General features: G+C 69.2%; 19 protein-coding genes, 1 tRNA gene and 1 pseudogene. 14 read left to right on the forward strand and 7 right to left on the reverse strand.

The window, feature by feature from the left end; genetic code table 11:
- The first annotated feature begins 20 nt into the window (after window positions 1-20).
- The 4 genes from ACFY1S_RS00855 to ACFY1S_RS00870 are packed head-to-tail and all read left to right on the forward strand — an operon-like array spanning window position 21 to window position 3,689.
- Window positions 21-725, forward strand: coding sequence for a phytanoyl-CoA dioxygenase family protein (locus ACFY1S_RS00855; RefSeq protein ID WP_387111300.1), 705 nt, complete (start codon window positions 21-23; stop codon window positions 723-725).
- Window positions 725-1,672 (forward strand): NAD-dependent epimerase/dehydratase family protein, encoded by a 948-nt coding sequence (locus tag ACFY1S_RS00860; protein ID WP_387111301.1) that lies wholly within the window; start codon window positions 725-727, stop codon window positions 1,670-1,672. Before ACFY1S_RS00855 ends, ACFY1S_RS00860 begins: the two co-directional genes overlap by 1 nt.
- Before the next feature lie 6 nt (window positions 1,673-1,678).
- Window positions 1,679-2,314 (forward strand): FkbM family methyltransferase, encoded by a 636-nt coding sequence (locus ACFY1S_RS00865; protein WP_387111304.1) that lies wholly within the window; start codon window positions 1,679-1,681, stop codon window positions 2,312-2,314.
- Window positions 2,304-3,689, forward strand: coding sequence for a hypothetical protein (locus ACFY1S_RS00870; RefSeq protein ID WP_387111307.1), 1,386 nt, complete (start codon window positions 2,304-2,306; stop codon window positions 3,687-3,689). The genes ACFY1S_RS00865 and ACFY1S_RS00870 overlap by 11 nt, the downstream gene beginning before the upstream one ends.
- Here the strand turns inward: ACFY1S_RS00870 and gltX are convergent.
- From gltX to ACFY1S_RS00885, 3 genes are all read right to left on the reverse strand, one after another.
- The gene (gene gltX, locus ACFY1S_RS00875) at window positions 3,673-5,082 is read right to left on the reverse strand and encodes a glutamate--tRNA ligase (RefSeq protein ID WP_387111310.1); all 1,410 of its coding nucleotides are present in this window, start codon (window positions 5,080-5,082) and stop codon (window positions 3,673-3,675) included. The genes ACFY1S_RS00870 and gltX overlap by 17 nt on opposite strands.
- Window positions 5,083-5,159: 77 nt before the next feature.
- Window positions 5,160-5,873 carry a creatininase family protein gene (locus ACFY1S_RS00880; RefSeq protein ID WP_387111313.1) on the reverse strand — a complete coding sequence of 238 codons (714 nt, stop codon included), beginning with the start codon at window positions 5,871-5,873 and terminating at the stop codon, window positions 5,160-5,162.
- A gap of 3 nt (window positions 5,874-5,876) precedes the next feature.
- On the reverse strand, window positions 5,877-7,094 hold the full coding sequence (locus ACFY1S_RS00885; RefSeq protein ID WP_387114176.1) for a helix-turn-helix domain-containing protein: 1,218 nt from the start codon (window positions 7,092-7,094) through the stop codon (window positions 5,877-5,879).
- Window positions 7,095-7,443: 349 nt separating this feature from the next.
- Here ACFY1S_RS00885 and argS point away from each other — a divergent pair, with 349 nt between their 5' ends.
- From argS to ACFY1S_RS00925, 8 genes and pseudogenes are all read left to right on the forward strand, one after another.
- Window positions 7,444-9,156: an arginine--tRNA ligase gene (gene argS, locus ACFY1S_RS00890; RefSeq protein WP_387114179.1), complete on the forward strand. Its 1,713-nt coding sequence runs from the start codon at window positions 7,444-7,446 to the stop codon at window positions 9,154-9,156.
- 727 nt (window positions 9,157-9,883) lie between these two features.
- Window positions 9,884-10,411 carry a DUF6244 family protein gene (locus tag ACFY1S_RS00895; RefSeq protein WP_387111316.1) on the forward strand — a complete coding sequence of 176 codons (528 nt, stop codon included), beginning with the start codon at window positions 9,884-9,886 and terminating at the stop codon, window positions 10,409-10,411.
- 173 nt (window positions 10,412-10,584) lie between these two features.
- A complete protein-coding gene (locus ACFY1S_RS00900) occupies window positions 10,585-11,007 on the forward strand; it encodes a hypothetical protein (RefSeq protein WP_387114182.1) in 423 nt (140 codons plus the stop codon).
- A 13-nt stretch (window positions 11,008-11,020) separates the two neighbouring features.
- The gene (locus ACFY1S_RS00905) at window positions 11,021-11,470 is read left to right on the forward strand and encodes a SitI3 family protein (RefSeq protein WP_387111319.1); all 450 of its coding nucleotides are present in this window, start codon (window positions 11,021-11,023) and stop codon (window positions 11,468-11,470) included.
- A gap of 167 nt (window positions 11,471-11,637) precedes the next feature.
- Window positions 11,638-12,092, forward strand: a pseudogene (locus ACFY1S_RS00910) (SitI3 family protein).
- Between the two features lie 251 nt (window positions 12,093-12,343).
- Window positions 12,344-12,835: a hypothetical protein gene (locus ACFY1S_RS00915; RefSeq protein WP_387111322.1), complete on the forward strand. Its 492-nt coding sequence runs from the start codon at window positions 12,344-12,346 to the stop codon at window positions 12,833-12,835.
- 887 nt (window positions 12,836-13,722) lie between these two features.
- Window positions 13,723-13,798, forward strand: a tRNA-Arg gene (locus ACFY1S_RS00920).
- Between the two features lie 617 nt (window positions 13,799-14,415).
- Window positions 14,416-17,397, forward strand: coding sequence for a glycine--tRNA ligase (locus tag ACFY1S_RS00925; RefSeq protein WP_387111325.1), 2,982 nt, complete (start codon window positions 14,416-14,418; stop codon window positions 17,395-17,397).
- A 166-nt stretch (window positions 17,398-17,563) separates the two neighbouring features.
- Here ACFY1S_RS00925 and ACFY1S_RS00930 read toward each other — a convergent pair whose 3' ends face one another.
- The 3 genes from ACFY1S_RS00930 to ACFY1S_RS00940 form a co-directional block, all read right to left on the reverse strand.
- Complete coding sequence (locus tag ACFY1S_RS00930) at window positions 17,564-18,325, reverse strand: hypothetical protein (RefSeq protein ID WP_387111327.1); 762 nt, start codon at window positions 18,323-18,325, stop codon at window positions 17,564-17,566.
- A gap of 53 nt (window positions 18,326-18,378) precedes the next feature.
- Complete coding sequence (locus tag ACFY1S_RS00935) at window positions 18,379-18,978, reverse strand: ATP-dependent Clp protease proteolytic subunit (RefSeq protein WP_387111330.1); 600 nt, start codon at window positions 18,976-18,978, stop codon at window positions 18,379-18,381.
- 134 nt (window positions 18,979-19,112) lie between these two features.
- Window positions 19,113-19,700, reverse strand: a complete 588-nt coding sequence (locus ACFY1S_RS00940) for a helix-turn-helix domain-containing protein (protein ID WP_387111332.1) — start codon at window positions 19,698-19,700, stop codon at window positions 19,113-19,115.
- A 152-nt stretch (window positions 19,701-19,852) separates the two neighbouring features.
- Here ACFY1S_RS00940 and ACFY1S_RS00945 point away from each other — a divergent pair, with 152 nt between their 5' ends.
- Entirely contained in the window at window positions 19,853-20,866 is a 1,014-nt protein-coding gene (locus ACFY1S_RS00945; protein WP_357984000.1) for a potassium channel family protein, read from the forward strand.
- Between the two features lie 15 nt (window positions 20,867-20,881).
- On the opposite strand, the gene ACFY1S_RS00950 is transcribed toward ACFY1S_RS00945, so the two are convergent.
- Entirely contained in the window at window positions 20,882-21,361 is a 480-nt protein-coding gene (locus ACFY1S_RS00950; protein ID WP_387111337.1) for a MarR family winged helix-turn-helix transcriptional regulator, read from the reverse strand.
- Between the two features lie 82 nt (window positions 21,362-21,443).
- On the opposite strand from ACFY1S_RS00950, the gene ACFY1S_RS00955 reads away from it, so the two are divergent.
- Complete coding sequence (locus ACFY1S_RS00955; RefSeq protein ID WP_387111339.1) at window positions 21,444-22,088, forward strand: FMN-dependent NADH-azoreductase; 645 nt, start codon at window positions 21,444-21,446, stop codon at window positions 22,086-22,088.
- Window positions 22,089-22,095 lie beyond the last annotated feature (7 nt).

Here is a 22,095-nt window from a genome sequence, read left to right on the forward strand (position 1 = left end):
ACCTACGGATCAGCCGGTCCATGCGGGCAGCGTTCGACGAGCACGGATACCTTGTCATCAGTGAATTCATCGACGCCGCGACCCTGACCGGGCTTCGCGCCGCCGCAGACCTCGCCTTCGACACGGTCGTGGGTGCCACCCTTGCCCAACAAGCACCCCATCCTCGCCTCACGTGGTGGCGGCTGCCCGACGGACGGCCGTACGTCTTCAAGCTGAAGCCTGTCGCGGACTTGGCACCGCTGTTCGGCGAGGTGGTCGCCAGCGACGCAGTCCTCGGCGTCGCGTCGGCCGTGCTCGGCGGCGCCTCAACGGTGATGGAAGACAAGATCACCTATAAGGTCCCGCTCGAAACCGAGGCCGGATGGGCGACGTTGCCCGTGCTCGGAGAGGAGGTCCGGAAACACTCCGATGCGGCGTACTTCGCCGCACGCGGCTTCGGTCGCGTCCTGACGGTCGCGCTGTGTCTTGACGACTGCCCCGCGGAGGCGGGCGCCCTACGGGTCTGGCCGGGCAGTCATCATCGACCGGTTGCCCACGTCATGACGCCGGAGCAGGGCCCGGTGGTGCCTGACGAGTCTGCGCCCGACCATGCGGCTGTGACGTTGGAAGCCGCTGCGGGATCGCTGCTGGCCTGGGACTCCGCTCTCGTGCACGCCAGCGACCCGAACCGCACGGTCAACCCCCGGCGGTTGCTCGTTCTGGGCTACACCACGGGACGGCCCTGATGGGCAAAGGAGTGCTCCTGATCGGCGGTTCCGGGTTCATCGGTCGGCACCTACTGGAGGCCTGTCTTCAGAGAGGCTACGAGGTGACTCTGCTCAACCGTGGTCGCCGGGCGACCAGGTACGGCGTCGGCGTGACGCACATCGTAGGTGACCGTCGACACCTCGACCGAGCGGTACTCTCCGGGCTCGAAAGCGGCTGGGACGCCGTCATCGACACCTGCGCGTACTCGGCCGAGGACATGAGCATCGGTCGCTGCATACCTACGCGTCGCTACCTGCTGCTCTCCTCCTGCAGCGTGTACGGATCCGTCACCGGCTCGCAGCTCACCAGTGAGCGGTCGCCGGTCGACTCGAGTGGTCCGGCACGTGGCAAGCTCGACTGCGAGCGTCTGGCCAGCGAGCTGCCCGCCGAGGTTCTGGTCGTCCGACTCGGCCTCGTGACCGGGCCGGGCGACCCCTCCGGCCGACTGACGTACTGGGTTGAGCGCTGTCTGCGTGGTGAGAGCGTCCTGGTGCCCGCCGAACCCGACCAGCCGGTACAGATGATCGACGTGCGGGACGTGGCGGCGTTCCTGGCCGTGGCCGCCACGTCGAGTCTCTGCGGCACCGTCAATGTCGCGGGCGCGGTGGCCACCTTCGAGGAGACGCTCCGTCTGGTCTCGGACGCGACACGCACCGCCCCGTCACTACGGTGGGTCGCTGGGCCCGTGGTGCTGCGTCACGGCGTGCGGCCCTGGCGTGAGGTCCCGCTGTGGCTTCCAGCCGGCCATCCGTACCGCCCGCACATGCGAACGAACGCCGGGCGCGCACGCGCCGCCGGGCTCACCCTGCGTCCGCTCGCCGCGACCGTCGAGGACGTGACGCAGTGGCACCGCTCCGACAGGACCTGGCACCCGGAGTGGCTCCCGACGGGACGGGAACGGGCCGTTCTCGCCGAGGCCGGGTGAGTCGACGTGCTGCCGTACACCCAGGTCGCCCCCTACTTCGGTCAGTGGGGTGAGGACCGTTGGCTCGTCGAACACCTCCGGGTTCCCGCCCTCGGCGTGTTCGTTGATATAGGTGCGGGAGACGGCGTCCGAGGCAGCAACAGCCGGTACTTCGAGGACGCCGGTTGGACCGGCCTCTGCGTCGACCCCGATCCGCGCAACCAGGCAGCGCTGGCTCGGCGCCGATGTTCCGTCCGTACCTGCGCCGTCGCTGACAGTGCGGGAAGAAGGGACTTCAGCATGTTCGACGCCAAGCCCTCCTGGTCGGGGCTCGGTGAGCGAGGCGAGGGTTACACGCTGACCACCGTCGAGTGTTGCACTCTCGATGGTCTTCTCGGTGAGGCGGGCATCGAGCGGATCGACCTGCTCAGCATCGACGTGGAGGGCAACGAGCTTGACGTCTGGGCGTCCTTCGACGCAGATCGACACCAGCCCGGCATCGTGATCGTGGAGTACGACGACGACCGACCCGAACGCACCGCCCGACGCATTCGTGAGGTCCTCGGTACAGAACGATACGAGCTGCGACACCGTACGCCAGCCAACCTCATTCTGCGAGGACGGGACGCCGAGAGTCAGCGGCGGTGGCCTGATGCGCGATGAGGTGAACGACTCGATCGTTCGGGCGCTCAGCCGAGTCGTTGGCGGTCAGAGGATCATCGTCTTCTGCTCCCAGCGGGCAGACGAGCCAGAGTGGCAACGGTTGTGCCAGGCCGCCGGCGCCGAGGCGCTGGTGCTGGCGTTCGACGCACCGGCGGTGGCGGAGCTGTTGCCGCCGCCGAGAAGGCAGAGTGCCACGCAGCTCATCGAGGACCGGCACGCTCTCCTGGCGACGCTCGGCAGCGACTCACCGCTGGCAGGGCTGGTCAAGGAGTTCGACCCGGCGGAGCAGGCTCTCCTCCTGGTGACCGATCCCCTCGACCCGAGGGAGTTCGGCGCGCGCCGGTGCCTCGGCCGGAAGCATCCCAGTTGGGAACTGTTCGAGCACAAGAGCGTCGTCGACACGCTGTGGGACACCATCGGACTCGAGCGATCCGAGTCGCTCGTCTTCGACGACGCCAGCGTCCTGTTGCGGCGCGACACGCTCGTCACGACCGCAGACGTCGTGGTGTCGGTCCAGCCGCGGGGCGGCACACCGTCGGCAGGCGGAGAAGGTGTCCGCCGAGTCACCAGCGCTGCGGAGCTGTCCGGCGGTCCCTTCCGAGTGCGGGCCATGCCCCGGCTGGCCGGCTTGCCGTGTCGCCTGCACGGTCTGGTCCTCGCGGAGACGACCGTGGTCTTCCCACCGCTGGAGCTACTGGCTCCGCTCCGGTTGACCGACGGTACGTACCTGTGCGCCGGAACATGGCCGATAGCCACACCGGACCGCGGCAGGCTCGGCGAGTTGACGCGGTGGCTTGGCGACCGCCTGCGGGATCGTGTGGCCTACCGAGGTGGCTTCTCCGTGGACGGCGTACTGACGGCAGGAGGTTTCCGTCCGACGGACCTCAATACCAGGATCACCTCCGCGTTCGAGGGCGTTCCACCCCCGCTGCGGGTTGCCGTTCAGATCTCTGCGGCGCTGGCGCGCGCTGACCAGCCCGAGTGGGGTGCACCAGCGCTGGGAAAGCACGCCGCCCGTGCGTTCGGCGAAGCGGACACCCTGGTGTTGCGGTCTCCCGTCGAAGGCGACGCCATGCCGACGGTGCGGCCGGTCAGTTGGGACGGCCACGTCCTTGTGGCCACCGACCAGGCTGACGGAGACGGCAACCTCAGGATCTCCACGGCTGCGCGTGGGACTGTCCTCCAGGCCTCGCTGGGGCGTGCACAGCTGCCGTCGGCGCTTGCCCCCCAGGCTGTCGCGGTCGCGGTGTTCGAGGCGGCGGACAGACTGCTCGGAACGACGTTCGGTCCGCTGGAGTCACCCGGTGGTCACCGTCGCCCACTCCCGGTGCCGCGGGCGGCACGGCTCGGCGAAACCGTCACGCGAGCCGAGTGATCGCCGCTCGGAGCCGCCTCAGGGTTCGCTCCCGACCGAGGACCTCCAGTGACTCGAACAGCGGCAGGCCGACGGTTCGGCCGGTGACGGCCACCCGTACGGGCGCCTGGGCCTTACCGAGCTTCAGCCCGCGTGCGGCGCCAAGCTCCTCGACGGTGCGCTTCAACGAGTCGGCCTCCCAGGTGATGTCCTCGAACGCGGCCACCACCTCGCCCAGCAGCGCCCTCGCCTCACCCGTCATGGCCTTGGCCCAGGCCGTCTCGTCTGCCGGCGGCTCCGGGAGGAACAGGAAGTCGACCATCGCCACGATCTCCCCGAGTACGGCGACCCGGGTCTGTGCCAGCGGCGCGACGAGGGCGAACGCCTCCTCGTCGTACTCCTCCGGCTGCCACGGCGTGAACTCCCCGCGCAGCCACGGCTGACAGGCGGAGATGAACTCCTCGACACTCATCGCCCGGATGTACTCGCCGTTGAACGCTCGCAGCTTCTTGACGTCGAAGAACGCCGGCGAGGGGTTGACGTCGGTCAGCCGGAACTCGGCCACGATGTCGTTCCAGGGGACGATCTCCCGGTCCCCCGAAGGTGCCCAGCCGAGCAGCATCAGGTAGTTGCGCATCGCCTCCGGGAGATAGCCCTCCGCGCGGAAATCCTCCAGCGCGACCCGGTCACGACGCTTCGACAGCTTCTGTCGCTTCTCGTTCACCAGGATCGGCGCGTGCGCCCACACCGGGGGCTCGTGCCCGAGCGCCTGCCACAGCAGCTGCTGCTTGGGCGTGTTCGGCAGGTGCTCCTCCGCCCGCAGCACGTGCGTGACGCCCATGACCATGTCATCGACAACGTTCGCCAGCAGGAACACCGGTGACCCGTCACCCCGCGCGATCACGAAGTCCTCGATCGTGGCGTTGTCGAACGTCGGCTCACCTCGGACGAGGTCCCGCACCACCGTCTGGCCCTCGTCGGGCGTACGGAAGCGCGCGGCCCGGCCGGGAGCGGCCCCCAGGCCACGGTCACGGCAGAACCCGTCATAGCCTCGGTGTTCGCTGCCGGTGCGCGCCACCACCTGCTCGCGGGTGCAGTCGCAGTAGTAGGCGCGGCCAGCGGCGAGGAGCTTGCCAATGGCATCGCGGTGGTGCTGCACGTACGCGGACTGGAACAGTGGCCCCTCGTACTCGTCCGGTCCACAGCCCAGCCAGGCCATCGCGTCGAGGATGCCCTGCACCCACTCCGGCTTACTCCGTTCGGCGTCGGTGTCCTCGACCCGAAGCACGAGGGTGCCACCGGACTGCTTTGCCAGCACCCAGTTGTAGAGAAGGGAGCGGGCGTTGCCCACGTGGAACATCCCCGTCGGTGAGGGGGCGAATCGCACACGAGCGCCGGAAGGAGCAGACGTCATGCCTGCAGCGTACCGATAGATGTCGGACGGGCACGCGGCGTATCGGGGCGACGCGCTCGCCCCGGCTGGACGGCGCGTCATCGGCTCGCGGTCAGGTGGTCGAGGTGCTCCTTGAAGGAGCTGACCAGGTTGTCGAGGATGGTGCGGCCCTTTTCGGCTGATCCCGCCGACGGCGTACCGATCACTCCGGTCCGGGTGTAGGCCGCCATGCCGTGCATGAGCAGCAGATTCCGGTCGATCGCGTGGTGGTCGGTCTCTTCCACCCCCGGCCGCACCAGGTCGGGACAGACGTGACGTAACAGAGAGACCTCCAGCTCGCCCGCGTGCATGTCGTCGTGGCCGTCGCTCGCGAGCCCGGCCGCCCGGCGGGCGGACGTCCAGTCGTCACGGGTTGGAAACAGCGTCATCGCTGGGCCGTCGACGTTGGCCTCCTGGACGATGTTGCTCAGCACGTAGTTGCCCCCGTGCCCGTTGACCACCGCGAGCCGCGCTGGTCCTGAACGCCGCAGCGACGCCATGATATCCGTGATGATCGAGCTCAGCGTGGTGTGGCTGATGCTCACGGTGCCCGCCCAGGCGCTGTGCTCCTGCGAGCACGAAATCGTCACCGGCGGCAGTAGGAACAGGTCGTACGCAGCCGCTACGCGCTCGGCGATGGCGCAGGCGACGATGGTGTCGGTTGCCAGGGGCAGGTGAGCACCGTGCTGCTCGAAGCTGCCGACAGGCAGCACCGCGACCGGCGCGGCGCGCCGCCGTTCTTCGTGACTTGTCGTGGTCGGCAGCAGCGTCATGAACTAATCGTGACAGGCATCGAGGGCGGCGCGATAGGCGTCAGTCAGCGCGGGAACGGCCACGAGATCGCGATGCCTACGGAGTCGTGGCAGCAGCCGCCCAACAGCGCGCAGAGTCCTGGTCGACGACGTCGCCTGGGCCACCTGAAGAGCCGACAACCCCTCCGCTGCCGCCCGCTCCGGCTCGCCCTCGTCGAGATACGCCAAGGCCAGGTCGGCTCGCCACAGCCCCTCATCCAGCCGCCCATCATGCCGCCACCCGGCGAGGATCTCCTCGTAGACCCTGGTCGCCGCTGCGCTCTCGCCGAGGACCTGGCGGCACCGTGCCTCGTACGCCCGGACGTAGTTGACCGTGCAGTGCCCACCGAGATGATCTGCGGTGTCCTGCACGGTGGAGACCAGGCGAAGCGCCAGGTCGATGCTCTCGTGGCAGGCGGTCGCGTCGTCGGCGAGGGCATGTGCCTCGGCTTCCCGGACGAGGCACAGAGCCGTCGTCAGAGGTGGCACCGCACGTACCTGGCGGGCGCGTCGTGCCAGGCCAACGGCCCGTACGGCGTCACCGTTGTCGAGGGCCTGCTGGCTCTGCCGCATGAGGATGTACGAGGTGAGGTGCTGATCCCCAGCCTCGACCGCGAGTTCGTGGGCGCGGTCCAGGAGCGCATCGGCACGAGCGGGGTTACGGCCGTTCGCCTCGATCCAACTGAGAAACTCGGTCCACCGTGCCTCGGTCGCGGACAGACGCCGCCGTTCGGGGCCTGACGCCGTCTCTCGGATAGAGGCGATCAGTCGGACCTGACCTTCTGCCGGCCGCCGAAGGTCAGCACAGCCGAGGGCGTTGCTCCTCACCGCGAGCACGTCGAGCAGGTCATCCCACGACTCCCGAATCGACGGGTCAGTTGCGGCGGGTGGGTCCCGCCACGCCGCGCCCCTCACGACCGCAGCGGGCTGCGCCTTGTCGGCCAGCCCGAGATACCGGCGAGGAATGCCAAAGCCCTCCGCGATCCGGTCGAGCACGTCGTACGAGGTGACCTTCTGACGCCCCTGAGCGATCTGCCGCACGCGCGTCTCCGACAGCCCGGTCATCCCGGCCAGGCGGGCGCGGGAGAAGCCCCGAGCACGAAGAAACCGCAGGAGGGCAGAGATGTCCCGCTCGGCGAGGAACGCGCTGATCGGCCTGCCCTCGAACGAGGCCGACTCCCACCAGCGGGCATCAACATCCATAAACTGGCCCCGCCCCTCCCAACCCGTAGACGACACACCGTACCGTCATGACCACGCTGCGAGAAGCATGAATATCCGCGCGTGAGGTAGTCGGCGCGTATGATGTGGCGCGAACGGCCGCGCTCAACCTTCGCGGCCCGCGCATCTCAGGCGGTGGACATGGATCTGGTGCTCGTCACCGTCCGCCGCGTCCGCGTGCGACGACGATAGTCCGCACGCCGCCCGACAGCGCGTTCAACCGGCCGCGCCCTTCCGCGGCACAGCTCGGCATCTGTCACCTGCCGATGCTGCCTGCATCCCGCCCGCCCTGAACCGGGAGTACCCCGTGATTGTGCCCTCGCTCGCCTCGATGCTGTCCGAGTCCGTGATCGCCGCCGCGACGTCAACCCTCGGCCCGGCCGACTTCGTCCCACAGGTCCGTCGCTCCGAGCACGCCGACTTCCAGGCGGACGGGATACTCGCCAAGGCCCGGACACTGAGGCGCAGCCCTAGGGACCTCGCGTCGGCGGTGGTCGCGGTCTTGGCGAGCGACGGTCTCCTGACCGCCGCGCAGGTCGCCGGCCCGGGCTTCGTCAACCTCCACCTGCGCGACCGCGCGTTGCTCGCGCAACTCGCGGCCCGGCTGACCGACCCGCGCCTCGGGATCCCGACCCCAGAGGCGGGCGTCACCACCGTGATCGACTACTCGCAGCCGAACATCGCCAAAGAGATGCACGTCGGCCACCTGCGCTCCACGATCATCGGCGACGCGCTCGTGCGGATCCTCGAACACCTGGGCGGCACGGTGGTACGCCGCAACCACGTCGGCGACTGGGGCACCCAGTTCGGCATGCTCATCCAGTACCGCCTCGAACACCCCGACACGCCGGCCGCCGCCAGCAAGGCACAGACGGTGAGTGATCTCGCCGCGCTCTACCGGCAGGCCCGAATCGCGTTCGACGCCGACGCGGCGTTCGCCGAGCGGGCCCGGCGGCGAGTGGTCGCCCTCCAGGGCGGCGACCCCGAGACCCTGGCAGCCTGGCGGGACATCGTGGCCGAGTCGACCAGGTACTTCACCGAGGTCTACGACCGGCTTGGTGTTCGGCTGACCGCAGCAGACGCGGTCGGCGAGAGCGCCTACAACGACGCGCTGCCAGACGTGGCCAACGATCTCGAACAGACCGGCGTCGCGGCGGTAAGCGACGGCGCGCTCTGCGTGTTCTTCGACGCTATTCGCGGACCGGACGGCGAGCCGACACCGCTGATCGTCCGCAAGCGGGACGGCGGCTTCGGCTACGCCGCCACCGACCTCGCCGCCGTTCGGCAGCGCGTCGCTGACCTGGGTGCCAACCGAATCCTGTACGTGGTCGACGCTCGGCAGGCACTTCACTTCCGGATGGTCTTCGAGACCGCGCGTCGGGCCGGCTGGCTACCGTCGGCGGTGGACGCCGTGCACGTCGCGTTCGGCACCGTACTCGGACCGGACGGACGCCCCTTTAAGACCCGCGCCGGCGACACCGTACGCCTCGTCGACCTGCTCACTGAGGCAGTTGCCCGCGCCCGCGCCGTCGTCGCCGGCAAGAATCCCGAGCTCAGCGGCACCGCGTTGGAGCAGAGGGCCCGTCAGGTCGGCATCGGCGCCGTCAAGTACGCCGACCTGGCCACCGGTCGAACCCGCGACTACACCTACGATCCCGACCGGATGCTCGCGCTGACCGGCAACACCGGCGTCTACCTCCAGTACGCCCATGCCCGCGTCCGCTCCATCCTCGCGAGGGCAGGCGGCCCCGCTCCGGCAGTCGACCTGGAAGCCCCGCTGGAGCCGACGGAACGGGCGCTCATCATGGACCTGGACGCCTTCGACGACACCCTCATCGAGGTGACCGCCACGTACGAGCCGCACCGACTCTGCGGCTACCTATACCGCCTGGCGCAGACTTTCACCGCCTTCTACGAACACTGTCCGGTGCTGCGCGCCGACCCGGTGCAGCGCGGCAACCGGCTGGCCCTGTGTCAACTCACCGGCGACACCCTGCGAACCGGCCTTCAACTGCTCGGCATCGACGCTCCCGATCAGCTCTAGGCGCTTTGCTCAACAGCCGCGGCCAACTGGTCGCGGCGACACCCCCTGACGACCTCATCACCCAATGAACCAGCCGAGCGCGGGTGACCCGCTGACGAACGAAGCGGCTTCGACCCGCCGTCCGTGCGCGACGTCGACGTCGCTTCTCTCGACCCGACGGACCTGACCCGCGACAACGACGACCGGGCCGCCGCAGGGCTGATGGCGACGTGGCCGGACCCCATGTGGGAGGCGCCGCCAGCCGGGGAAGCGGGTAGCCCCACATGATCTTCGATGATGTGCGCGGTGTGTGCTCTCCAGTGGATGCCAACCGGGGTGAACCGGTGCCAACGCGGGTCACTGCGGCCGACCGCCGGTCGCAACCCGGGGCTCGTGTGCTCCGGCTGTGCTCCTGGGCTGCGACAACGGCGGTCCGGGGAACGCGGGCTACTCCCTGCCACCCCAGGCGGTCTCCGACACGGTGGTGCGGGAGGTGCGCGAGGAGACCGGACCGACGCGAACACCCGCGTCGCCGTTCCGTCGATGCTGACACGCCGACGACCGGACAGAACAGCCAGAAATTCCACCCCGTGAGCTGGAATCTGGACAGAAGCCGTCTGTGCGAGTGCTCACTGACGGTGGCTGTCTGCCACGCCGACCGCTTCACCGGTGTCTGGTTGCCTCGCGAGTAGCCCGGTAGGTTCAGGCATCAAGCACTTTCATTACCCTCGATTGGGGTTCCGGCATCGTGTCGCAGATCGAGAAGATCACCGGTGAGTTCCGCGCGTTGATGACCGGGGTCGAACGCGCGCAGGGGTTGGCAGCCGCCGCCGACAGTCAGGCGCAGGAGGTGGCGTTGAGGGCCGCGGGCGCCGGCTTCGTCGCCGTGGCGGCGGGTGTGGCGCGGGTGCGTAACGCGATCACGGGCATCCAGGGTGCCCTGGGAAGTCTTGCCGGGTCGATCGGTGAGGCGGCGAAGGTCGCCGCCGCAGTGCCGAACGAGGCCACTCCGCAGGAGACGATCGCCGGGCTGGCGCCTGTGGTGAGCGCCGTGGACGCTGCTCGTGACGCGGCGGCCGGGGCTATCACCGGAGTCGGGGAAGCGCAGCAGCTCGTCGCCGTGGTCCTGCAGGGTGGGCAGCCCGGGCCGCTGTTGCAGGCGCTGGAGGCCATCAAGCAAGTCCTGGTGCTGGTCGTTCAGCGCACCGGCGGGGCCCGGCAGGCCATCGAAGCGGCGATCGCGCAGGCGCGGCAGCTGGGGTCGTCGGGAAATTGACGGGGGCTGGCGGTCATCCACCGGCCAGCCCCGCCCCTGCTACCACCGGCGGCCCACCCCGGACGACCCCCACCATGGGGGAAACTGTGTTCACGGACACTGACGGGGCAGTCCCGTGGGTCAGGCGTCCCACCGGCGTCGCCAGCGGGTTGCCCACCGGACGTCGAACCCGGATCTCGCCGAACGAGAAGCCACGGGAGCGGCGTGCCTTGGAGTTGGAGAACGAGTGTGCTGACAGGGTCGCCGGCAAGGGGTACCGGGTTCACCAGAACCCCACGTGGCAGGAAATCGCGGACGCGCGACTCGAAACCGGGGATTCTGGGAGGCCGGAAAAGGCACCCGACTTCCTCATCGAGGGGCATGTCTTCGACTGCTACGCGCCCACCGCTCCTGTGCCGCCCCGCGCCGTCTGGAGCGCCGTGTCCAGGAAGGTCGACGCGGAGCAGACCCAACGCGTGATGTTGAACCTCCACGACTGGCGAGGAGACCTCGCCGCCCTGCACAAGCAGTTCCACGACTGGCCCATCACCGGGCTGAAGGAACTGGCGGCGGTAACGCGCGACGGTGCGATCATTCAGATCATCCGGCGAGACTGACGAAGGGGTGCAAATGGCTGTCGAGTACCGGCTGACGCTGGCGGGCAACATCCCACTCGAACAGGTGGCGGAGCTTGCTGCTCCCGGAGCAGTCGAGACGTCCACGGCGTCCGGCGGCAGGATGCTCAGCGCCGACCTGAACGACGAGCACGGGTACGTCGTGGACATCACCGGCGGCCGGCACGGTTACTACAGTGCCGAGGACGACGGTGGCGCTCTGTGGGAATGGGAGCCGGAGACCTACGTCGACGTCAGCTTCTACATGCGCAAGGACACCCTGGTCGACAAGGGCAAACCCCACATGCTGGCAACCGTGGCCAGAATCCTCACCGGCAGGGCCGAGGACGCCGCCCTGACCCTCAACGGCGACGTGCTGATGCTGACGCGCGTCGCGGGCACCCTGCAGAAGCACAACACCGACGGGTGGTACGACGAAGATTACGACAGAATTCTCCACCTCTGACGCGCCCATGAACCGATTCGGCGAGGGCGTGTTCTGCCTCGCCACCGTGATAGGCGTCGTCTGCAGCAGCATCGCGCGTAACCGCGAAGGAACTCAGAACGGTGACGGTAACGCTGAGTGAGCGCGATCATGCAGATCTTTCGTCGAGGCTGAGGAGAGGCGTCAGGGTGGCTGTCGCGTTCAGGTTGACCCTGGCGGGTGACCTCCCTCCGGAACACGTGGCTGACCTCGTGGCGGCGGAACCCGCTGAGAGGCCGAGGCCGACCGCCACCAACCCGCGGCTGTTCAGTGCTCGCCTCTGCGAGACGCGCGGTACGCGCTGAGCGTCTACTCGGGGAACCAAGGCCACTTTGATGCCGAGGGCGACGACGGTGCCCGCTGGAAGTGGGAGCCGGAGACGTACGTCGACATCGACTTCACCATGCGGGCGGACGACGCGGTCGACAAGGGGATCCCGAACATGACGAAGGCCGTCGGTCGTGTGCTGGCTGCTCGGCAGGAGGACGCGGCGCTGGTCCAGAACGGCAACTGGCTGCTACTAACCCGCGTCGGGGGCAATCTCCGCAGACATCGGCCTACCTGGTGGAGCCACTACGGCGTAGACGACCTCATCAACCAGTGAGCGAGCCGAGCGCACGGTGACCCGCTGACGACGATGTGAAGCCGCGTCGGCGAATGGACCAGTTTGGTGCAGTGCGTGTGGACTCAGCGCGGAGATGGCTCTTGGCCTGGGCGTGGTTAAAACCCTCGCGGTTACTGCAGTACTGATGTACTGCTCTGCAAAATTGCTGACCCCATGGATTCGCCGTGTCGCTCTACCCTGCGGGGATGGCCTTGAGGGAGGACGCGAGAAGCCGACCGCCGCGTCGATGGGTGCTGTACCTCGCCGTCGTCCTTGCGCTGTGCGCCGGTGCGCCGGTGGCCGTTGCGGGGACGTGGGTGGCGGTCAAGACCTACCAGGCAGGCAAAGGGGAACCAACGCCGGTCGCGGCCGTAGACGTCTTCATGTTGGCCATGTCGTCCGGCGATGAGCTGGGGATAGGCGGAGCGCTGGCACCGCAGCGCCATGACGAACTACTCGACGAGTGGCGCAGCATCCGGCGCGATATTGAGCGGACCGAACCCATCGTGTCGAAGGTGGCCGCTGAGGATTTCGAGGTCGATAACCAGGACGACGACCGCGCCCAGGTCGTGACCCAGGTCCACGGTATGTGGTTTCCGACCGATGGCAGCGGCCTTTTCATACACGGCACCTCGCACCCGTGGCGGTTCCAGGTGCGCCGTGACGCCGGCGGGTGGCGTGTGTGGTCTGTCGACGCATACCCGTGGTGCGGTGGGCATGTCCGAGCCGATGCGTGTCGATGATCAAGGAGGGCGGTCTGCCGCCAGTGGAAACCAGCCCTCTACGAAAGTGCTAACTGCGGAACCTGGTCCAGCGCAGCCCGTGGCTGTACCGGGCGCTGGACATCAATCAGGACTCCGGCCCGACGGAGTCCTGGATCAGCGCGGGGCACCGTCCGCGATCTTGTCTGCGTGAGCGGTACGGCGACCGCTTTGACTCGTCATCGGTGCGTGACGCTGATGCCGGCTTCCTCGGCCCGGACCTGAGCGTGAACAACGAGGACCAGGTCACCTCGCTGCTCGTGGCGAAATGATCGGAGCCGCCCTGGGAGGTGAAGAACCAGGTCCTGGTAGCCGGCAAAGTTCGGAGGAGGCGGGTGTCCCCGTTGCGGGTCATCGCTGACGCGGTCGCTATCTGGTCCGAGTACGCCAACCCCGTGGCGGTACGCCACGACGCGTCGCCCAGGTCGTGGTCTGTGCGCCGCACGGCCTCGACCGACCTGCTCGACGTGGTGTGGCGGCGCATCCGGACCAGATTCAGCCCGGAGATCTTCGGCAGCGACCGGCCTACTAGCGCGCCACCGAACGCAGGCTCCGGTTCGGTTCATGCGCTGAGCCGGCGCTCGAGCCCGGGAACGCCTCCCCGGGCCGGCGAGACCCGACCTGGGAGAGCGCGAGGGTTATTCGTGACCTTGAATGATGCGCGCGGTGTGTGCTCTCCAGCGGATGCCACCCCGGGTGAACCGTTGCCAACGCGGGTCACCACGGCCGGCCACCGGTCGCAAACGGGGGTTCGTGTGCTCGTGCTGTGGTCTTGGGCTGCGAGAACGGCGGCCCGGGTGACGTGGGTAAACGTCGGCCACTCCCTGCCAACGCGGGTCAACCCGCAGGTCGTTACACTGGCCACTCGCGCCCTCGTAGCTCAGGGGATAGAGCATCGGTTTCCTAAACCGTGTGTCGCAGGTTCGAATCCTGCCGGGGGCACCAGGTCACAGTCGCATCACCGTGCTACTTCCGGCGGTACGACGCCACGCCGGAACGACGGGAACTGCTAGAAGACGCGATGCGGGCCAGCGGAGCCAGTGTCGTACGGGGTGCCGCTGTCGTGCTCGATCATGTGGCGCACAAGTTCGGGAGCCACATCGGGCCGGCAGTAAGAGGTGATGTCGACTCCGCCAGGGCCCACGATTCGGAAGTCCACCCGGTGGTCTACAGCCGTGACCGGTCCTGCCGCCACGTTGCGAGTGGGCGGCGAGTTCGATGAGGGCCGCCAGTTGTGCGCCGGTAGACCACAGGCCGTTTCCGACCGATGCACCTCGATGCCGCGCGTCCGCACCAAGGGTGCAGGTGTCACCCTGCTCATGGCCGGTGAGCCCTGACCGGCGAAATATGAACTGTGCCGTCCGGGCCACGTCGATCAGGCGGAGCCGCGACGTCAGCGAGATCCGTACGAAGCTGGCAGCGGGTGCTTCACCGGTCATCAACAGCCCTACGACGAGCTGGCGAGGACGCGGACGTCCGTAGGATCTGGATCGGGCGAAATGTGTCACCGGGTGCGCGGCGGATAGGCTCGGGGGCTGTTGTCATTCGGACGGAGTACATCGATGTTGACCATGCAAGACGCGCTCGCGCGGCTCTCTGAGTACTGGGCGGGGCAGGGCTGCCTGAGCGTCCAGCCGATGAACACGGAGGTCGGAGCCGGCACCTGGAACGCGGCCACCTTCCTGCGTTCTCTCGGTCCCGAGCCGTGGCGGGTCGCCTACGTGGAACCGTCGGTACGGCCAGATGACTCCCGCTACGGTGACAACCCGAACCGCCTGCAGACCCACACCCAGTTCCAGGTCGTGCTCAAGCCCGAGCCGGGCAACGCCCAGCAGCTCTACCTGGACAGCCTCGCCGCGCTCGGTATCGACGTCGCCGCCCACGACGTCCGTTTCGTCGAGGACAACTGGACCTCGCCGGCGCTCGGCATGTGGGGCCTGGGCTGGGAGGTCTGGCTGGACGGCCTGGAGATCACCCAGTTCACCTACTTCCAGCAGGCCGGTGGCATCAACCTCGAGCAGTCGGCGGTGGAGATCACCTACGGTGTCGAGCGGATCATCATGGCCCTGCAGGGGGTGACCTCCTTCAAGGACATCGAGTACGCCCCCGGCGTCAGGTACGGCGAGATGATCGGCCAGGCCGAGTACGAGATGTCGCGGTACTACCTGGACGACGCCGACATCGAGACCAACCGTTCGCTGTTCGAGCTGTACACGGCCGAGGCCAACCGGATGCTCGACGTCGGGCTGCCCGTTCCCGCCCACGGCTATCTGCTCAAGAGCTCGCACGCGTTTAACGTGCTGGATGCGCGTGGCGCGGTGGCCACCGCCGACCGGGCTGCCGCGTTCGGTCGGATGCGCCGGCTCTCCCGGCGCATCGCCGACCTGTGGATCAGCCGCCGTGAGGAGCTCGGCTACCCGCTCGGCGTCGCCCCGGTGGTTACCGCCGCCGTCCCGGTCGCGACGGAGCAGACCGAGACGTCCGGAGTCCGCCGGTTCGTGCTGGAGGTCGGCTGCGAGGAACTGCCTCCCGCCGAGGCGCCCGCTGCGGCCGCCGCCCTGGGTCGCGAGGTGGAGGCCCGACTCGATGCCACCCGGCTCGCCCACGGCGCGACGCGTGTGTACGCGACGCCCCGCCGGCTCGTCGTCGTGGTCGATGACGTCGCCGCCCGGGAGGAGGACTTCACCCGTTCAGTGAAGGGGCCCAAGCTGGCCGCCGCGTACGACAAGAACGGTGAGCCGACCGGCGCCGCGAAGGGCTTCGCCCGCTCTCAGGGCCGTGAGGTCGCCGAGCTGGACCGGATGGATCTCGACGGCGTCACCTACGTGGCGGTCACCCGCCAGGAGCAGGGCCGCACCGCCCTTGAGGTGTTGGCCGAGGTCACCGGCCGTGCGGTCGGCACCCTGCGGTCCGCCAAGAACATGCGATGGAACGACCCCGCCCTGGCCTTCAGCCGCCCGATCCGCTGGCTGCTCGCGCTCTGGGGGCCCGACGTGGTGCCGATGACCGCGTCCGGTCTCGCCTCGGACCGGCAGACCCGCCTGCTCCGTACGAGCGAACAGCCGGTCGTGTCTGTCGCCACCGCCGAGGAGTACCTGGACGTGGTGGCCGCCGCCGGGATCGTGGTGGATCCGGCCGAGCGCCGGCGGATCATCGGCGAGCAGTGCGCCGAGTTGGCCGCCGCCGTCGGCGGTAGCGTCGATCTGGCCGGCGAGTCACGGCTGCTGGACCAGATCACCTACCTCGTCGAGCAGCCGACGCCACTGCTTGGGGCGTTCTCCGAGGGCTACCTGGAACTGCCCGAGGCGGTGCTCACCACGGTGATGCGCAAACACCAGCGCTACCTGCCCGTCCGGGACGCCAGCGGCGGCCTGCTGCCCTCGTTCGTCGCGGTGGCCAACGGCCCGATCGACGTCGATCTGGTCCGCGCCGGCAACGAGGCGGTGCTGCGCGCCCGGTACGAGGACGCGGCGTTCTTCTACCGTGCGGACCGCAATACGCCGCTGCCCGCGCTGCGTGACCGTCTGGAGAACCTCACCTTCACCGAGGAACTCGGCTCGATGGCGGACCGGGCGTCCCGGGTCGGCGCGTTGGGTACGCGGCTGGCCGGCCTGGTCACCATGGCCGACGACGAGCGCAAGACACTGGAGCGCGCGGCCGGCCTGGTGAAGTTCGACCAGGGCTCGCAGCTCGTCACCGAGCTGACCAGCCTGGCCGGCATCATGGCGGAGGACTACGCCAGGCACGGCGGCGAATCGGAAGAGGTCGCCGTCGCGATCGCCGAGGCGGAGATGCCACGGGCCTCGGGCGATGCGCTGCCCGCGTCACTTCCCGGCGCTCTGCTCTCCGTGGCCGACCGGCTCGACCTGATAGTCGGTCTGGCCGCCACCGCGGGACTGCCCACCGGGTCCAGCGACCCGTTCGCCGTCCGGCGTGCTGTGCTCGGCGTGCTCGCCGTGCTGCGTTCCCAGTCCGCGCTTGCCGCTCTGGACCTCCGCGCGGTCCTCGCCCTGGCGGCCGAGCAGCAACCGGTACCGGTCGCGCCGGAGAAGCTCGATGAGGTGCTCGAATTCATCAGCCGGCGTTACGAGCAGAGCCTCACCGAGGCGGGCACCCCTACCCACCTGGCCCGCGCCGTCGCCGTACGGGCCGGGCGCCCATGGCTGGCCGACCTCACCCTGAGGCAGCTCGGGGCGGCCATGACCGACGAGGACTTCCAGGCCTTGGCGACAGCCCTCGGGCGGTGCAGCCGCATCGTTCCGGCCGGTCACCCCGCCGGATACCAGCCCGATGATCTGGTGGAGCCGGTCGAGCTCGACCTGCACCGGGCCGTGACCCAGGTCCGCTCTGAGCTGGACCCGGCGGCCGACCTGGACACGTTCCGGAGCGTCGCCGGCCGCCTGGTCGTACCGGTGAACGCCTTCTTCGACGAGGTGTTCGTGATGGCCGACGCGCCGCAGCTCCGGGCGGCCCGGCTCGGTCTGCTCGCCTCGATCCGCGACCTGGGCGAGGGCGTCCTGGACTGGTCCCAGCTGCGCGGCTGAGGCGTTGGCGTGCGGGATTCCTGCTGGTCCGACGGCCTGTCACGCACGACGGCCTAGCTGAAGGCAGAAAAGATCCGCACAACGTCAGGGAAGGTGCCGCCTCACCATTGCCGGAGGCGGCACCTTCCCCGAACCGCGCGGATCTCGCAAGACGCGGCGAGCGGCGTCAGAAGTACTTGTACATCTCCTCGGCGGCCGCCTCGGTGTCCTTGGCGGGCGGGGCGGTCACGGTGACTGGTTCGCCGAAGCCGCTCATCTTCATGTCGGTGACCAGGTCCCCGAGGCTCTTCGTGGCGATCGTGTACGACAGCTTGGTGAGGCGGCCGTCGGCGTCGACGGTGGCCTCGAACGGGATCGCCGCCGGATCCTTCGCGAGCTTCGCGGACGACTCCAGGCCCTCGCGCATTCCGCCGTCGGTGCCGGCGGCCGCGGCTGCCTTGTTCAGGTCGGCGGTGCCCTTGTAGCTGCCGTCGCCGGTCTCCTCGGCGGAGACGATGCCGCCGACGATGCCGGTCTGCGTCTTCAGGTCGAAGGACTGCCGCAGGGAGCTGCCCGGCTTGAGTTTGGTGAGGTCGAGCTTCTGCCACGGCTTCCCGCCGTCGCCCGAGTCCATCTTGATGTAGGCGGTGTCGCCGATCAGCCGGGCCTCCATCGGCTCCGGTGCCTCGCCGGTGACCTGGAGCGCCTTGGCTGCCGGGTCCATCTTGCCGCTGAGGGTGAGGGACTTGGTGCCGGCCTTGACCGAGGCGTCCATCGTGACAGTGCCGGCGAAGCTGCGGTTCATGGCCTGCTGGATGGTGGCGACCGGGTCGAGCTTGGACGGGGTCGCGTTGGGTGCGGTCGCTGCGGAGTCGCCCGAGGTGGTGGTGCCACAGCCGGCTACGAGAGCGGCGAGGGCTATCGACAGGACAGGGATCAATCGACGCATGGAGGTGACCCTAACGGGCCGCCGCCACTTATTTTGCCCGCCGGATCGACGCGTCAGGCCCCCGGCAACTGTTCGGCCCGGGCGAGCACCTGGTCGATGAGCCCGTACTCCCGGGCCTGCTCGGCCGTGAACCAGCGGTCCCGGTCCCAGTCCCGCTGGATCTCGTCAAGCGTCCGTCCACTGTGCTGGGCGATCAGCTCCTGCATGGTCCGCTTCACGTGCAGCATGTTCTCGGCCTGGATGGTGATGTCCGAGGCGGTGCCGCCGATCCCGCCGGACGGCTGGTGCATCATGATCCGCGAGTGCGGCAGCGCGTACCGCTTGCCTGCCGTTCCCGCGCACAGCAGGAACTGCCCCATCGAGCCGGCGAACCCGAGGGCCAGCGTGGCCACGTCGTTGCGGACGTAGCGCATCGTGTCGTAGACGGCCATCCCCGCGCTCACCGAGCCGCCAGGCGAGTTGATGTAGAGGTAGATGTCGCGATCGGCGTCCTCGGCGGCGAGCAGCAGGATCTGCGCGCAGATCTGGTTGGCCGACTCCTCGGTCACCTCGGTGCCGAGGAAGATGATCCGCTCCCGCAGCAGCCGCTCGAACACCTGATCACCGAAGGACGGCTGCCCGCCGTCCAGCATCCACACGCCGTACCCGATCATGTGCCGCCACCCTCCACCGTGCCGGCGGGCGGGGAACCGCCCGGGGGACCGGCTCCTCCAGCCTCCGGCGGCGGCCGGCGCCCGGCCAGGGATTCTGCCGCCGGCAGATCCGCCGACGGCAGAACCCGGCCGACCTACACCAGGGTTAGCCGCCGTCGGCCCGCCCGGGCCTGACGGCAGGCCAGCATCTTGGAGGTACGCGGGCCGGGGCGCCGGGCCGGCGCGGAGGCGATCAGCCGGACCCGCAGCCCTGCCCCGCCGACGGTCGACCCGACCGGCGATGCCGGACCGCCGACGTGCAGGATCGGCCCGCCCAGCCGCAGCACCGGCCTGGCCGGCTGCCGGACGGGGGCCGGGACGGCGGCCACGGGTGGCGTCGACCCACTCGGCTGGAAGCCGATCCGGAAGGCCGAACCGGTCTCGGTGCGCGCCGACGGCACCCGCTCCAGCCGGGCCAGCGCCGTCCGGGGCGCGGCGGGCATGCGCGGCTCGACCCGGCGCAGGTCGTCGCGGGCCTCCTCCAGCAGGTCGGAGAGGCGGATGCCGAGCGCCCGGCAGATCGCCGCGAGCACCTCCGAGGAGGCCTCCTTGCGGCCCCGCTCGACCTCGGACAGGTAGGGCACGGAGACCCCGGCGGACGCGGCCACCTCACGAAGGGTGCGGCCCTGGCTCTGGCGTAGTCGGCGGAGCACTCCGCCGATCACTCGTCGCAGCAACGACATGCCGGCCTCACTTTCGCGGTCGCCGTCGGGGAACACCCCCATCATGCCCGTCTCGGGCGTTCCGGACCGACCCCTGCGGCCCCGGCGTGCGATGTGCGGCGTACCCGCTATGTTGTGGGCGTGCAGGCGACGGCGGGGGAGCAGGTTCGACGGTGATCCATTTTCCCGCGCAGCGTCGGGGCCCACTGAGCGCGCTGAGCCTCCGGCTCGCCGCTGCCCTGGGCCTGGTCTTCGCCGTGGTCGCCGCGGTCTATGTGGGCCGGGACGGCTACCGTGACGTCAACGAGGACGGGCTGACCCTGCTCGACTGCTTCTACTACGCGGTCGTGTCGCTTTCCACCACCGGCTACGGCGACATCACGCCGGCCTCCCAGTCGGCCCGGATGGTCAACGTCCTCTTCGTCACGCCCGCCCGGGTGCTCTTCCTGATCATCCTGGTCGGCACCACCCTTGAAGTCCTGACCGAGCAGTACCGGACCGGCCGTCGCCTGTCGCGGTGGAGGAGAACCGTGAAGGACCACGTCATCATCTGTGGCTACGGCACCAAAGGGCGTAGCGCGGTCTCCGCCCTGCTGGAGAACGGTCTGGACCGCTCCCGCATCGTCGTGGTGGAGCGCAGCGCAGCCGCCCTGCGGCAGGCCACCTCGGCCGGTCTGGTGGCGATCGAGGGGTCGGCGACCCGGTCGTCGGTGCTGAACGAGGCGCACGTCCGCACCGCGAAGGCCGTGATCATCGCGACTGACAGCGACGACGCGTCGGTGCTTGTGGCGCTTACCGTACGGCAGCTCACCGCCGGGCAGGTCCGGATCATCGCGGCGGCCCGTGAGGCGGAGAACGCGCCGCTGCTCAAGCAGAGCGGCGCGCACCACGTGATCGTCTCCTCGGCCACCGCCGGTCGCCTGCTCGGCCTGTCCACCTCGGCGCCGCCGCTGATCGACGTGGTGGAGGACCTGCTCACTCCCGGTCAGGGCATGGCGTTGGCGATGCGCTCGGCGGAGCGGGACGAGGTGGGTCGTTCGCCGCGCGAGCTGGAGTCGCTGGTGATCGCCCTGGTACGCCGGGGCAAGGTGGTCACCCTCGCCGACCGGGCCGGCGCGGTGATCGAGACCGGCGACATGCTGGTGCACGTACGCGACGACCGCCCGCAGTCGACCGCGACGGTCTGACCCCTTTCCGGGGCGTCAGCAGTTGTCGACGTCCGCGCGGAGCGCTTCGGTGCAGATGACAGGTGTCGTGGAGGCGGCCCGCCGGAGCAGCTCGTAGAGCGTCTCCCGTTCGGCGGGGGCCAGTGCGGCGAGCACCTCGTCCTCGGCGCTGGCCAGGGCGCATTCGGCCTCTTTGAGGTGTTTCGCACCATCTTCGGTCAACTCGACGACGTGTCGACGTCGGTCCTCGGGTGAGCGTCGCCGCTCGATCAGGTGCTTCGCTTCCAGGTCGTTGAGCAGCCCGACGATGTTCGTGCTGTCCATTTCCAGGGTGCTGGCGAGTGCCTGCTGACTGCTGCCGCCGCCCTCACGCAGCACGGTGAGCGCGACCAGATGCCGTGGTCGCAGGCCCAGTGGCGCCAGCACCGACTCGGATCGCAGTCGCATCCGCCGGGCTAGGTGGTCCAGCAGCGCGCCCGAGCGGTGCTCCGAGGGATCTGGGGCCAGGGCCGACATGTGACCCAGTCTACCGATGGTCTGGAACATCTGCCTGCTATAAATAGTTGGCGTAACACAGACGATCCCTAGAGAGGTAACCATGCATCTGCTGCATATTGATTCGAGCATCCGCGGTGAGTGGTCGATCAGCCGTCGGCTCACCGCCCGAGCGGTCGCCGCGTGGCGTGCGGCCCACCCGGACGGCACGGTGGACTACCGGGACCTCGGCGCCGAACCGCTTCCGCACCTGGACGCGGACGGCGGACTGGCTCGGATGACGCCACCGGACCAGCACACCCCGGCCCAGCGCGAGTCCTGGGCGCTCAGCGAGCGGCTGGTCGACGAGGTGAAGCGGGCCGACGTGGTGCTGCTCGGCCTGCCGCTCTACAACTACGGCGCGCCCAGCAGCGTCAAGTCCTGGGTCGACCACCTGATCGTCGCCGGCCTCAGCTACGACCCCACGACACAGGAGGGCCTGCTCGGCGGACGGGAGTTCGTGGTGCTGGCCAGCCGGGGCGGCGGCTACGGCCAGGGCACTCCGCGCCACGGCTGGGACCACGCGGAGCAGTGGCTCCCGCACGGCCTCTCGATGACCGGCCTGGAGCCGCGCTTCATCCACGCCGAGCTGACCCTGGCACCCTCGGTGCCGGCGATGGCCGAGCTGATCCCGCTGCACGAGGCGAGCCTCGCGGCGGCCGAGAAGGAGATCGACGACCTCTGGGTGCCGGCCTCGGCCCAGCGCTGAGGCGGCG

It is taken from the genome of Micromonospora sp. NPDC000663 (assembly GCF_042898105.1).
Classification (GTDB): domain Bacteria; phylum Actinomycetota; class Actinomycetes; order Mycobacteriales; family Micromonosporaceae; genus Micromonospora.

Bases quoted from the DNA above. Each gene is read 5' to 3' on its own strand.
- ACFY1S_RS00885 (WP_387114176.1), bottom strand. From the start codon at position 7,094: ATGGATGTTGATGCCCGCTGGTGGGAGTCGGCCTCGTTCGAGGGCAGG.
- ACFY1S_RS00905 (WP_387111319.1), top strand. From the start codon at position 11,021: ATGGCTGTCGAGTACCGGCTGACGCTGGCGGGCAACATCCCACTCGAA.
- ACFY1S_RS00940 (WP_387111332.1), bottom strand. From the start codon at position 19,700: ATGTCGTTGCTGCGACGAGTGATCGGCGGAGTGCTCCGCCGACTACGC.
- ACFY1S_RS00880 (WP_387111313.1), bottom strand. From the start codon at position 5,873: ATGACGCTGCTGCCGACCACGACAAGTCACGAAGAACGGCGGCGCGCC.
- gltX (WP_387111310.1), bottom strand. From the start codon at position 5,082: ATGACGTCTGCTCCTTCCGGCGCTCGTGTGCGATTCGCCCCCTCACCG.
- ACFY1S_RS00870 (WP_387111307.1), top strand. From the start codon at position 2,304: ATGCGCGATGAGGTGAACGACTCGATCGTTCGGGCGCTCAGCCGAGTC.
- ACFY1S_RS00855 (WP_387111300.1), top strand. From the start codon at position 21: ATGCGGGCAGCGTTCGACGAGCACGGATACCTTGTCATCAGTGAATTC.
- ACFY1S_RS00925 (WP_387111325.1), top strand. From the start codon at position 14,416: ATGTTGACCATGCAAGACGCGCTCGCGCGGCTCTCTGAGTACTGGGCG.
- ACFY1S_RS00860 (WP_387111301.1), top strand. From the start codon at position 725: ATGGGCAAAGGAGTGCTCCTGATCGGCGGTTCCGGGTTCATCGGTCGG.
- ACFY1S_RS00930 (WP_387111327.1), bottom strand. From the start codon at position 18,325: ATGCGTCGATTGATCCCTGTCCTGTCGATAGCCCTCGCCGCTCTCGTA.
- ACFY1S_RS00950 (WP_387111337.1), bottom strand. From the start codon at position 21,361: ATGTCGGCCCTGGCCCCAGATCCCTCGGAGCACCGCTCGGGCGCGCTG.
- ACFY1S_RS00955 (WP_387111339.1), top strand. From the start codon at position 21,444: ATGCATCTGCTGCATATTGATTCGAGCATCCGCGGTGAGTGGTCGATC.
- argS (WP_387114179.1), top strand. From the start codon at position 7,444: ATGCTGTCCGAGTCCGTGATCGCCGCCGCGACGTCAACCCTCGGCCCG.
- ACFY1S_RS00935 (WP_387111330.1), bottom strand. From the start codon at position 18,978: ATGATCGGGTACGGCGTGTGGATGCTGGACGGCGGGCAGCCGTCCTTC.